General features: G+C 57.2%; 12 protein-coding genes. 4 read left to right on the top strand and 8 right to left on the bottom strand.

What is annotated here, in order from left to right; genetic code table 11:
- The first annotated feature begins 322 nt into the window (after nucleotides 1-322).
- Nucleotides 323-733 (top strand): hypothetical protein, encoded by a 411-nt coding sequence (locus tag VGE80_RS11850; RefSeq protein WP_440592814.1) that lies wholly within the window; start codon nucleotides 323-325, stop codon nucleotides 731-733.
- Nucleotides 734-817: 84 nt separating this feature from the next.
- Here the strand turns inward: VGE80_RS11850 and VGE80_RS11855 are convergent, their stop codons facing one another.
- The 6 genes from VGE80_RS11855 to VGE80_RS11880 all read right to left on the bottom strand — a co-directional run bounded on the left by VGE80_RS11855 (nucleotide 818) and on the right by VGE80_RS11880 (nucleotide 5,291).
- Complete coding sequence (locus tag VGE80_RS11855; protein ID WP_440592815.1) at nucleotides 818-1,156, bottom strand: type II toxin-antitoxin system RelE/ParE family toxin; 339 nt, start codon at nucleotides 1,154-1,156, stop codon at nucleotides 818-820.
- Nucleotides 1,153-1,383, bottom strand: a complete 231-nt coding sequence (locus VGE80_RS11860; protein ID WP_440592816.1) for a hypothetical protein — start codon at nucleotides 1,381-1,383, stop codon at nucleotides 1,153-1,155. Before VGE80_RS11860 ends, VGE80_RS11855 begins: the two co-directional genes overlap by 4 nt.
- A gap of 564 nt (nucleotides 1,384-1,947) precedes the next feature.
- Nucleotides 1,948-2,898 (bottom strand): hypothetical protein, encoded by a 951-nt coding sequence (locus tag VGE80_RS11865; RefSeq protein WP_373653059.1) that lies wholly within the window; start codon nucleotides 2,896-2,898, stop codon nucleotides 1,948-1,950.
- A gap of 100 nt (nucleotides 2,899-2,998) precedes the next feature.
- On the bottom strand, nucleotides 2,999-3,889 hold the full coding sequence (locus tag VGE80_RS11870; RefSeq protein ID WP_440592817.1) for a hypothetical protein: 891 nt from the start codon (nucleotides 3,887-3,889) through the stop codon (nucleotides 2,999-3,001).
- 121 nt (nucleotides 3,890-4,010) lie between these two features.
- On the bottom strand, nucleotides 4,011-4,670 hold the full coding sequence (locus VGE80_RS11875; protein WP_373653061.1) for a hypothetical protein: 660 nt from the start codon (nucleotides 4,668-4,670) through the stop codon (nucleotides 4,011-4,013).
- A 39-nt stretch (nucleotides 4,671-4,709) separates the two neighbouring features.
- Nucleotides 4,710-5,291 (bottom strand): hypothetical protein, encoded by a 582-nt coding sequence (locus tag VGE80_RS11880; protein WP_373653062.1) that lies wholly within the window; start codon nucleotides 5,289-5,291, stop codon nucleotides 4,710-4,712.
- Between the two features lie 416 nt (nucleotides 5,292-5,707).
- Here VGE80_RS11880 and VGE80_RS11885 point away from each other — a divergent pair, with 416 nt between their 5' ends.
- From VGE80_RS11885 to VGE80_RS11895, 3 genes are all read left to right on the top strand, one after another.
- Nucleotides 5,708-8,095, top strand: coding sequence for a DNA gyrase/topoisomerase IV subunit A (locus VGE80_RS11885; RefSeq protein WP_440592818.1), 2,388 nt, complete (start codon nucleotides 5,708-5,710; stop codon nucleotides 8,093-8,095).
- 258 nt (nucleotides 8,096-8,353) lie between these two features.
- Entirely contained in the window at nucleotides 8,354-10,264 is a 1,911-nt protein-coding gene (locus VGE80_RS11890; protein ID WP_373653064.1) for a DNA gyrase/topoisomerase IV subunit B, read from the top strand.
- Nucleotides 10,265-10,512: 248 nt separating this feature from the next.
- Complete coding sequence (locus VGE80_RS11895) at nucleotides 10,513-10,920, top strand: hypothetical protein (RefSeq protein ID WP_373653065.1); 408 nt, start codon at nucleotides 10,513-10,515, stop codon at nucleotides 10,918-10,920.
- A 238-nt stretch (nucleotides 10,921-11,158) separates the two neighbouring features.
- Here VGE80_RS11895 and VGE80_RS11900 read toward each other — a convergent pair whose 3' ends face one another.
- Complete coding sequence (locus VGE80_RS11900) at nucleotides 11,159-11,665, bottom strand: hypothetical protein (protein WP_440592819.1); 507 nt, start codon at nucleotides 11,663-11,665, stop codon at nucleotides 11,159-11,161.
- A 121-nt stretch (nucleotides 11,666-11,786) separates the two neighbouring features.
- Nucleotides 11,787-12,815 (bottom strand): DUF1559 family PulG-like putative transporter (locus VGE80_RS11905; RefSeq protein WP_440592820.1); only part of this gene is annotated, 1,029 nt, incomplete at its 5' end.

The raw sequence follows: 12,815 nt of genomic DNA on the forward strand, positions 1-12,815 counted from the left end.
GATTCCGGGGAACTCTGATTCTGGGGACCAACCTACTTGACCCCTGACGGGTTGGTTGAAACTCTTTTGTTTATCGGGTCGACTCTTTTACCGCATCGACCCGGACACCAAGAGCACTACTTCCCGAAGCGGGCAAGCAGAGGCATTTCTCGAACCTGTGCGAGTGGGATGAGAGAGTCAGTGGTGAGCATCAGTTTCACTAGGAGCACGCGATTGCTACTGTGAAATCGTAATCGAAAGACCAAGTCGACGAGAGCAGGCGGATCTACTGTCTCTCAACCGATCTGCGGGCTACTTACAGAGGTAAGCATTAGTGAAAGCGATGACGATCAAACAGCCATGGGTTCACGCGATTCTGCACGAAGGCAAAGATGTCGAGAACCGATCCTGGAAAAGAGACTTTCGCGGCTGGATCGCCATCCACGCAGGGGGCACACCGAACCGCGATGCCGGGTTCCCTCGAGGCCATCGGATTCCGGACCTCGACACACTGGATTACTCGGCAATCTGTGGAGTCGCCCGCATTGTCAACATCGTCACGAAGACCCGCTCCAAATGGTTCTGGCGACCCGATGACGGCACGATCAACTACGGCTGGGTCTTCGGAGACGTCACCCCCTTACCAAAACCAATCCCCTGCAAGGGAGCGCTCCAATTGTGGGAAGTCCCGACGAAAGTCGTTCGACAAATCCAGCACCAACTTCCCGACATCGACTTCAGCGAAGTCGACTGACGGCTTCGTTACTAAGCAGACGCGATTGCCTTCGAGGCATCGGATCATCGGAGGAAACGGAACGCACATGCTAATGCGATTCGTTCACGATTCCTCGGTCAGGTCGATTTCATCCGGCTGCAGGAAATCCTGCCCCGCTCCGCGAACGGTGAGCACATGAACGGTTGTTTCTCGAACCACGAAAATAATTCGGTAGGTGTTTCCGCGGCGAGTTTTGAAATGCTGTTGTCGAAGGTCGATTTTGAATTCGTCCGCTTCGACTGCACGGGCACGGGAACCTGGAGTCCGTTCCAGTTGTTTCAGGGATTTTTCGAGGGCGTCCACCCAGCTCACCGCACCTTTTGCTGAGCGTTCTCGAATCCATGTGACAATTTCACGAATATCGGCTTTGGCCCGACGTGATACCACAACGTGGAAGCTCATACGTTGTTGAGTTCTTCACGGAGCTCGCGGATCACATCTTCAGCAGGGTCACCGCGACCTGACTCGACATCTGCCAGCCCTTCCCGAATGGCGGCGCGTGTTTCTTCGCGTTCACGCCACAAGGCCAGCGCCAACTCGGGAGTTACTCGAGCCGCCGAGGCCGACGCAAGCTGCTGGCCCACGAACTCGTGGAAGCTGGCCAGTGAATTGCTTTCCGTTTGTGGCATTCGAATCTCCTTCGCTCTTCGACTCAAACCGACCGCCAGTCCCAAGAAAGGGTCAACCTGCGCTGCTGCAATCTTACGGAACTCCGACATTGAATCCAGACAGAGCGTTGATTTCTTCGGGGCGGGTTCCAATTGCGACACAGGTTCCAGTAGATCGTGTTCCGGAGATCTTCGTCGATAGTTCCACAGAAGAAAGGACTTCGGTCTGTCACAGATCTGCGGCATGGAGTCAGCTCGACCGTGAGTCTGGGGAACTCTGATTCTGGGGACCAACCTACTTGACCCCTGACGGGTTGGTTGAAACTCTTTTGTTTATCGGGTCGACTCTTTTACCGCGTCGCCCCTGGCACGAAGAGCACTGCTTCCCGAAGCGGGCAAGCAGTGGCATCTTGTCGAGTTTGGCCGGGTGGCGTGGCAGGACGGGGCGGAAATGGCGAGAGGCCGGAAACTCGGGGGTGAGCTTCCGACCTCTGCTTGATGGGGTGTTAACCCTGGTCCTGTTTTCGGCGGGGATCAGCGTTTGGACTGAGATCCCTTTCGCAGCTGTTCTCCGCGGGAGGCTGTCTAGGCGGGGTCTGGGACTTCGTCCAGATCGAGACTCAAGTCGGAGTCCGATCCAAAATCGTCATTCGAGCCTTCGATGCCGACAGAATCGAGTGGCTGCGGAGCCGCTTCGATGCTGCCAGGAGCGGACTGGATCGGGGGGACGACATCGCTTCCTTGCGGAATCGGCTGTGGAACCGCTGAGGGAACCGTATTCGGCGGGCAGTTCCCGTCGATCGCCCCGTTCGTGTAGTACGAGTTGACGCCGTGTCCGAAATGACCATGGTGTCCGAAATGGCCTCCTGTGTAGGGTCCCATATATCCGGCCCACTGACCATTGCAGAACCGCGAAGCCTGCACAGCAGGGGCATGGATGTGCCACTGTGCGGGAACCGGTCGGGGTGGCAATCGACTGGGGTCAGGCTGCCAGAAGGGAACGTGCTGGTATTTATAGCCGAGCTGTGTCGTGTCGGTCGGCTGATAAACCATCGGCGCGGTCGACTGACTGTAGTCAGCACCGGCCCCGTACCACTGGGCGGGGAAGTAGTGCTTATACTCCACACCCCGTCGCTGCAGCGGGTACTTGGCGGGGGGTGAATAGCCGTAGTCAGGCGAATGCTTGCAGTAGTGTTCGCCGAACTTGCCGTGCAGACATCCGTGGCAGTGGTGACCGGGTGGGCAGGCCCCTCCTGGTGGGCAATTTCCTGTCGGACAACTTCCGTCGATATACCCGGTCACGGGTTCGCAGTTGCCGGTCGGGCAGGGGGTTGACCTTAGGTGATGGCCGCCGACCTGCTGCACCCCTTGAGCGTTGCGGGCGCTGGCAGGTTGAACGGTCGTCCGGGGACGTCCGTCGGTAATCCGGACATACCCTGCATTATTCGGCCCCTGCTGTGAGAATCCCCGGTCAGCCGAGCCGAGGACCAGCACAAACGCGGCCGCTATCAATCGATTCGATTTCGTGAACCTCATCGTAGTTTCCTTATCATCGCCGGTCGGAGCCAGTCCGTGGCGGAGGCGGTACTTGAATGCCGCGATCCGCGGCGGCTAAAGAGGGTGATTGTGAATAAACTCAGTACGCGGGGTGCGAAACGGGGACGAGTCGACTTGAGGGGACTCCCCAACCGTATTCGTAGGTATGACCGACCACGGGAGCCAGCGGAACAGCCATCGGAATGCCGTATCCCTGGGCCGCCCAGACCTGACCATCGCGCGAGTCAGTGTGATAAGGATTGACGGGATAGACCCGGCCGTAGTGTCCGACCCAGGGAAGTCCCGCTCCACCACCACCCGTGGGAATGAAGTAGCCAAACTTCGCCTTGAAGTAGTCACACATGTCCTGACCCGAGGGGTCGTGGTAGTACATCGATGGAGTATGACCCGTGGACCGGCCGTAGGCGTTTTCCAGGGCCAGGCTGTGTCGTTGTGTCCGACGGTGCACTGAGGCTCCCCAACTGTTGTCATTACCCCAGTCGGAATAACGCCAGTCCTGACGAGCATACTTGCGGTAACCGCGGGCACTGTCGTGGAATTCGACAGGACCGGGTCCATATCCCTGACCAGTCCCAGCCCCTGCACCCGCACCAAAACCCGTTCCGGCTCCGGCGCCTGTCCCATCTCCAAAACCGGAACCAGCGCCTGCACCTGCTGTTCCGCCAGCACCTGCTCCGGCACCAGATCCGTTTCCGTAACTGGACCCCAGTCCTCCCGAGGTGGCCGATCCTGAGAACGCAGGAACCTGAGTTCCCGATGTGCATCCCGGTGCGGCCGTCGTGTTGCAGTTGGCTTCGTGGAAAGCGCTGACGGGGGTCACCTGGTCGCTGGCAGCGGTTCCCGCTTTCACTTTGGTAATTCGTACGACACCCACCGGGCTGGACTCATCGGCCAGCAGCGTCCCTGCAGGAGCAGCGGCAAGTCCCAGGACGAGCGTACTCCAGACAATATTTTTGCATAACGACTTCATATCAAAAATCCTTCCATTCCCTCGGATGGATTGGTTCAACCTCTGATCCATACGGTGTTAACAAACGGTGTTTGAAACTGAATGCGGAACCGGTGTTCTGCCGAATTCCGTGCGTTCGCCATTACTTGGCGACTTTGAAAACGCGATACTGCAGGTCCTCAGCTTGAATGACGTAAACTGTGTGTGGTGAGATTTCTCTCTGCACTGGGACACCTGTCACGCCCCCCCACTGAGGCGCAGTCGCTCCGCCGATTCGTTTTGCAAAGGGAATTGAAGGGGGGTGGCAGCTCAATTCCGGTCCATTCCGCACCCAGACAACCGGTCCGTAACCTCGGATATAGTTAAACCAGTCGCGGGCATTTTCTTTTTCTGTATTGACGACGTCACAACTCGCTCGATGAAGCCGGGCGTAGTAACAATCCCGGGATTTCGCACGCAGCTTGGCAGCATGCGGATCAGGAAGCTGATTGGGAACCACTTGCCCGTCGTTCCCCACGTTCGGATCGACCGTGGTATCCATCAGCACCACTGTCGAACTGAAGCTCGCCTGAGTCACTTTTGAGTCGGATTCCGCGGCCTCGGCTTCGGCCTCCGCAGAGGGGGTCTCGACCTTCGCCGGTGCGGCGGGTGCCCTGGCAGCCGACCGCGGTTCACTGCTACGTAGCCGGATTTTGGCCGGGGCTTTCGGGGTCACTTTCTCTGCCGACCAGGCCGGCGAGACCGTCACAAACCCGACCACCGTCAGTAGCAGTGGAGTTCCCAGTTTGAACTGCCAGTGCATGATGAGATTCCTTTCTCGAACGGGATCAGCCTCGACCGATTATCGCCACGCTCCGTGCATGTACGATGTTGCTGGTGGGTGCCAGCCGGCTCCGCTCAAGAGGCCGGGGTAAGCGGAACGGTACTTGACCTGAACCATGGTCCCCTGCAGTTCCCACTTCTCATGCGACCGGACACCCAGCGGGGTCAGGAGCCAGTGCCCCTTGACCCGGTGGTAGTACGGTGGGTACATCGCGCGGTAAGTGTGTGGATACAGCATCTCGTGCGGGGCCAGTGCCTGGTTGGTGATCATCGTCGATCCGGTCCAGATCGGGATGTTCGGCCGTGGGCAGGGATACATGGGTGCTCCCAGGTAGGCGTACCCAGGTTGCTGCTGCGGGGCCACACCGCCGCCCCCACCCAGATTGGCATCGATGGCCATCGGGGCCTGTCCATCGAACTGACCTTTGCGGTAAGAAGCGGGTTGACTGGAGAGCGCAGGTGCCGCTTCGTCCGTCGCGGACGTCACGGGCATCAGATCCGCTCCGAACGGATCAATCTCTTGATCCTGGGCATGGATCGAAGGCATCATTAACGCGGAAAGAACCACCGGCCACACGGCGGACAACTTAGAACCAATCATCGAATCCCCCTCCTTGGGTCGCCTTCAGCAACGGGTGCCGGGCAAGACTCCCTGTTCATCCGACCTGTTCGGACGATAGAACCCCTCTCAATTTCGGTTGGGATCGATCGCGAAAATGAGTCATTCCGGACGCATCGAAGCGACAGCGACGATTTTTGCAAAGGTTTACGATTTAACGGCTTACAATCGGTTGCAGATTCGTTTCAACCGGTGTAACTGTTAGTTACAGCAGACTCGTCAAAGCCGGAAAAGTCAGCCCGACCCATCCGATCGTTCGCAAAAAATCCGCAATGCTTTAGCATCACCCCCACTGCCGTATCCGGATTCCCCTTCGGAGCCCCGGCAATTTGTCCTCAGCCCACAGAGAATCGACCTGCCGCAATCGAGCGAAGCAGTGCAGTTAAACGGAGTTGAAATTGGCGAAACGTACGTCAGACAACGGAAATGGAGAGCAGCGATCCGAGAACGGTGATCGTATCGAGTATGTGTTGCTCAGCCAGGAAACGCGGAAGCGGTACCTGAACTACGCCATGTCGGTCATCATGTCGCGGGCGCTGCCGGACGTCCGCGACGGGCTCAAACCTGTGCAGCGGCGAATTCTGTACGCAATGTACGAAGACCTGCGACTGACGGCAGACAGCAAGACGCTCAAGTGTGCCAAGATCTGCGGGGCCACCATGGGGGATTACCACCCTCACGGTGAAGGGGCCATCTACGACGCTCTGGTCCGTATGGCGCAGAATTTCATGCTGCGATATCCGCTCGTCCACGGACAGGGGAACTTCGGCTCGATCATGGGACTTCCCGCCGCTGCGTCCCGTTACACCGAAGCCAAACTCACAAAGCTCGCCGAACACCTGAATCAGGAACTGAAGTTCCAGACCGTCGAAATGCGGCCCAACTACGACGCCCGGGAAGAAGAACCGGTCGTCCTCCCCGCACGATACCCCAACCTGCTGGCCAACGGCGCATCCGGCATCGCGGTCGGTATGGCAACCAACATCCCCCCCCATAACCTGGGAGAACTGATCGCGGCGTGTATTCACCTGATCGACAACCCGGATGCCGAGACGAAGGATCTGCTGAAGCTGATCAAAGGCCCCGATTTTCCGCTCGGCGGGCGAATCGTCACCGACCGTAAAGATCTGCGGGTTATTTACGAAGAAGGCCGCGGTGCGATCAAGGTGCGTGGCGAATGGATGATGGAAAAAACCAAGAAAGGTGAGACCAGCAATCGCATCATCATCTACTCCATCCCCTATGGCGTGGAATCGGGACCGCTCGCCGCCGAAATCGGTGCGATTGTCACCTCACGCAAGTTGCCGCAACTGCTCGACTCCAATGACGAAACCGACAACAAGCACGACCTGCGGATCGTGCTCGATCTGAAGCCCGGTTCCGACCCCGCACAGGTGATGACGTATCTCTACAAGCATTCATCACTTGAGCAGAACTTCGGCTACAACGCGACCTGCCTGGTGCCAGACGAGACCGGTTCGATGGTGCCGGCTCGCCTGAGTCTGGTGCAGATCCTGCAGGAATTCCTTAAGTTCCGCCTGGCGACCCTGCGGAAGCGGCTGGAATTTGATCTGAGGCAACTCGAGCAGCGTATTCACCTGCTGGAAGGATTTGCCATCATCTTCAATGACCTCGATAAGGCATTGAAGATCATCCGCAACAGCTCGGGGAAGCGCGATGCCTGCGACAAGTTGCTGAAAGCATTTCCACTGCTCGATGAAGAGCAAACGATGTCGATTCTGGAAATGCAGCTCTACAAAATCTCGCAACTCGAAATTGACTCGATCGTCGGCGAACTGAACGAAAAACGAGCCGCCGCCGAGAAGATTCGCAAGCTGCTTTCATCGGAAAAGAAACTCTGGGGCGTCGTTCGCGCGGAACTGGAAGAGTTGTCGAACGAGTTTGCCGATAAACGGCGAACGTCGATCGGCAGCAGCGAGGAGATCGTTGAATTTGATGCTTCGGCCTACATCGTCCGCGAAAACACCAATGTCGTGCTGACTCGCGAAGGCTGGGTCAAACGTGTCGGACGCCTGCAAAGCGTGGAAACGACACGGGTGAGAGAAGGGGATTCCGTGCTGGACGTGATTCCCGGCAGTACGGTGGATAACGTCATTTACTTTGCGAGCGACGGGACCGCGTACACGCTGCCGATCGAGGCCGTTCCCGTGTCGTCCGGTTACGGAGAACCAATCTCCAAGCACGTCAAGATTGGCGACGGGGTGAGTATCGTGGCGGCTCTGACCACCGATGCACGCTTCACGCCGTCAGACCAGGATATGGGCGAAGGACTCCCTCCGGCGCCGTACTTCCTGGCACTCACCGCACAGGGGCAGATCATGCGACTGCCGCTGGCACCGTTTCGAGTCCCGTCGACGAAATCCGGTCGCAAATACTGCCGTCCCGTTGAGGGTGACCGGGTTGTCTGGGTCGAACTCGTCCGTGACGCGACATCGCTGTTCGTCGCCACGAAGCAGGCACGAATCATCCATTTTTCCATGGACGACGTTCCGATCCTGTCCGGGGCAGGGAAGGGGGTTCGCGGGATCAAGCTGTCCGACGACAAAGACGAGGTGCTCGGCGCAGCTCAAATGTCACGACCCAGCGACTGTCTGCGCGTCCAGACCTCGGGCGATAAGGTGCTGGTTTTTGGACAAATGAAGTACGAAGTCACGGCGCGCGGCGGGAAAGGGATTCGGGCCGCCCAGCGAAGTTCTTTCACGCATGTTATTCGTCCTGAAATCGCTCTGGTCGATTGGGCGGCGATCGAGGCAGAGAAGGGGTAGAACGCATGACGCGGGCGACAAGGCGGGCCAGCAGACTGTTCGACATGAGGCGACACACCTCGTGCATTGACTCTGTTAACGCCCGCCTCCAGCTCGTCGCCCGTACATTCCCGCGCGACAAGTCCGTGCGCCATACGACCATTCAAACTGATCCGGCACGAACACCGCTCGTGCCGTCACTACACCTGACGCCCTGTCTCGAGCGAGATGGGCAAAGGTCCCGAAACCCGTTCAAGTCAAACCAACACGGAAGTGTTTATGTCCAGCGCTGACTATACATCAAAAGATATCGAAGTCCTGGAGGGACTGGATCACGTCCGCATGCGCCCATCGATGTACATCGGCGGAACCGACACGCGCGGACTGCATCACCTCATGTGGGAAATCGTCGATAACTGCGTCGACGAACACCTGGCCGGACACTGCACCGAGATCACGGTGACACTGCACAAGGACGGCGCCTCGTGCACTGTCGAAGACAACGGCCGTGGGATCCCCGTCGATGTTCATCCCAAAACGAAAAAGTCGACACTGGAAACCGTGCTGACGACGCTGAACGCCGGGGGCAAGTTCAACAGCCAGGCCTATGCCCGCAGCGGCGGTCTACACGGGGTTGGATCCTCCGTAACGAACGCGCTGTCGAGCGAAATGACTGCGACCGTTTACCGCGACGGTTTCGAGTACACCCAGCGTTACAAGCGAGGCCGTCCGACGACGCCGGTCAAACAGGTCAGACCCTTCCGGGGCCACGGAACCACGATCTATTTTCGTCCGGACGAAGAGATCTTCACCAAGACGGCGTTTAACTCGGAAACGATCCGGCAGCATCTGGAGGATATCGCCTACATCCACGCGGGACTGAAACTGACGTTCACGGATGAGGCCAAGAAAGAGAAACACGAGTTCCTGCATCCTGACGGGATTGTGTCATATCTGGAAAAGATTCTGAAAGAAGGCCAGAAGAAATCGATTCATGAACAGGCTTTCTCGGCCTCGCGCGAAGATGGTTCGGTCAAGATCGAAGCGGTCCTTCGCTGGACCGAGGCGACCGACGAACAGGTCCGCAGTTACGTCAACGGGATTCGGACCCACGCCGGTGGGACGCACGAGTCGGGCTTCCGCTCGGCCGTGGCCAAAGCCGTCCGAAACTACATGGAAGTTCATGACATCAAGATCAAGGGGGTGACCATCGAGAATTCCGACATCCGTGAAGGGGTGCTGGGAATTCTGTCAGTCTTTCTCTCGAATCCGATGTTCCAGGGTCAAACAAAAGAGAAACTCAACAACCCCGAGATGAGCGCTGCGGTTGAAGGGGTGGTCCGTCCCGCGCTGGAAACGTGGCTCAACACCAATCCGACCATCGCCGATGCCGTTGTCGGCCGGATTGTTCTGGCAGCAAGGGCCCGTCAGGCCAGTCGCGAAGCTGCCACGGAAGTGCGTCGCAAGTCCCCGACCTCGAGACGAACCAGTCTTCCCGGAAAGCTACTCGACTGCCGAGCAACCAACCCGTCCGAAGCAGAACTCTTCATCGTGGAAGGTCAGTCTGCAGGTGGAACTGCCGGTATGGGACGGGACAGCCGCACACAGGCAATCCTGCCACTGCGCGGTAAGATCCTGAACACGGAATCCCTCGCCACCAGCAAAATTCTGGAAAGCCAGGAAATCAAGGACCTGGTCGAGACGCTGGGAACCGGCGTTGGCCCCCACTTCGACATACGACAACTGAGATATGACAAAATCATCCTGATGATGGATGCCGACAGCGACGGATACCACATCAGTACGCTGCTGCTGACGTTCTTCTTCCGGCACATGCGCGACCTGATCACGAATCGCAAGCTCTACCTGGCACAGCCACCGCTCTACAAGATTCAGGTCGGCACCCAGATCATGTACGCTCAGGACGACGCCCACAAAGAAGAAATTCTGGCCGGACTGCCTGCCAACCGAAAACCCGAAATCGGCCGGTTCAAAGGACTGGGTGAAATGACCGCCAACCAGTTGAAAGAAACGACCCTCGACCCCAAGACACGGACGTTGCTCGCCGTCGACATCGACAGCCTGGTCGACGCTGACAAGACGTTCTCGCAACTGCTCGGAAAGGACGCCAGCGAACGGTATCGCATCATTATGAGCGATGCCAATCTGGTCGACGACCTGGACGTGTAACGTTGAACGAGACGGGGCAGGGGAGCGATCATGGTCGCAGTGGGTTTCATCGGGCCTTTTGAAACCGTCCTGTATGCTGCCATTTTGGACAGAACGGTAACGCACCCGTGGCAATTGCCAAGACGGGTGAGTCCTGAGCAGAAACGAAATTTTTCCCGCGTTCAATTTCGTGGCGTTGATCAAATACCGATATGGATAATCTCATCGCAACGATGAGCGATTGTTTTAACCCAGTAAAGGAATGTTGAATGAAACTCCCAGGGATTCTCTTTTCAGCGGCGCTGTGCCTGACATGCATCGGGACTGTCGACGCGTTCCCGTCGATTCCCGGATACATCAAGGAGGGTTACAAGGACGACGGCGAATACAAACCGTTCCTGGAAACGCTCGATTCGCTGAAGTCGAAGTGCGATGTCTGCCACAAGCCAGGCGCTGACAAGAAGGCCAAAGGACACGGTCTGAACGACTTCGGCAAAGTCTTCCATGACCGGTTCAAACACCGCGATTACACCGCAGCGGACAAGGCCAAGAATACCGAAGAAGCAATGAAGGTCTTCAAGGCCGCGTGGGAAAAATCGGTCATCGAAAAGAACGCCGACGGAAAGGTGTTTCTCGACCTCATCAAGGAAGGAAAAATTCCAGCCAAGAACGACTGAGGCAATGGAAGAAACTCGTGCACCGTGAAAGTGGCCTTCCCACTCCCATTGCACCTCCCCCCAGGCAGCACTGGCCCGTCGATGGACTGGCCAGTACTGCCGTCGGTGGAACCTGACGAAACGGACGGCAAACGAGCACTGCGGGAACTCTCTTTTTCTCAGCCCGCAAATTGGCTCAGCCACGGCTACTCTCAATCATCCACGATGTCGCGCGATGACGTCAGCAACTCTCAGAGCTTCACTCAGCGTTTGAACTCGAGCCAGCGCGGAATGCATCCGATTGGAAGACCGCGTTCATCTTGGCAGAGATATCGTTGGGGCTAGACTGGGACTTCTTTTTGTCATCTTCCATGTCGAGAGCGATTTCGTTGGCCCCCGAGTCACGAACGGTAATCCGCAAGGGAGTTCTGCCTTCGCTCTGATACACCGCAGGAATTGGCTTAGGGGGCGCCGCACTGATCGCAGATCGGACCATCACCTTGAATTCGCCAAGCGGCAGACCATCCCCAATCTTATAGGTGGTGAACTCGACATTCCCCTCTTTGTCCACCATCCCCACGGCAGTCCGGGCGTCTTTCTCCTTGGACAGCGGAGCCAGTAAGAGTTGGCAAGGACCGAATGGCTCACCGTCCAGTCGTACAACGGCGGATGCTTTATGAACTTTCGGATTTCCTGAACCGCAACCCGTCACCGCCAGCGCGGTCACACATACGATCCAGCTTAAAAAGATTCTGCTAGAGAACATATTTCACTCCTTCGCAGGAAGAGGTAACAACTAATGAACTTGCTGCGGGCATCGCGATGACACCCGCAGCAATTCAGTACTTCAAAACATCACATTCGCTGCAAATTGCCATTCACCAAGATCAGAACTCGCCGACGATTTCGTTGCCCGAAATCGTGCTGGTCGCGTAGTAAACATTCCACGAAATGTTTTGACTGATGAAGCGAACGGAGCCGTCTGCCATCAGCGCATGAATTCCACCGGTGTGGTAACTGGAAGTCCCTGGCCATTCCGCGTTGGGACCGTACTGAGCGATGAAGGAAGGCGCGTACAGATAAGGAGCAGGCTTCCACCAGCCACCACTGTTTGCTGATCCATCCGGGAACGGGAAGGCAATTGCGGTGTTAAAGTCTTTTCCACCTTCGTTCATTTCGGTTGTAAACTGTCCACCGATGAATGCGGCACGGAAAACACCGTTGTTCGCAATTCGGCGGCGTCCAGTCCCCGAGGTCGAAGGAGGGCCAGCTTCAAATCCACCGCGATCTGTTTCTGCAACAGCGATGGTGTTCGATGTCCCATCGACGATGTCACTGATTTTCACGCTCTGCAGTGGGTTGAATACCCCACCGTAGAAGTTATTAACCGTGTCCGTTGCTGGGGGACGGCTCCACCAGTCGAACCCGTTACAGGCAGAGTAGTCCGTGGTTGCAAATCCATGTGTCCCACCGACGGGGGAGATACTGGCCGCATCCGAAGGACAAACAAAAGCAGGTAGCTGAATCGCCAGGTGAGGCTGATTCACGCCGCCCGAGATGGCGGGCAACATGAAGTTGACCTGATTGTACAGGGGAGCCTGATCGATGTACGGCAGGATCCCTGTCATCCATGTGTGATGATAGGGGAGCATGGTGGTCGTACCAGGCACACGGTAGCCCCAGATCACGCTTTGCGGAAACCGCAGAGCTGTGTCGTGGTAGTTGTGAAGTGCCAGACCAATCTGCTTCAGATTGTTTCGGCATTGGGTGCGACGGGCTGCTTCACGAGCCTGCTGGACAGCAGGCAGGAGCAATGCGATCAGCACCGCGATGATCGCGATAACCACGAGGAGTTCAATCAGCGTGAACCCGCGCGCAAATCGCAGACGTTGAAGAACAGTCTTCCTTTTCATGAG

The organism is Schlesneria sp. (genome assembly GCF_036405755.1).
Classification (GTDB): domain Bacteria; phylum Planctomycetota; class Planctomycetia; order Planctomycetales; family Planctomycetaceae; genus Schlesneria; species Schlesneria sphaerica.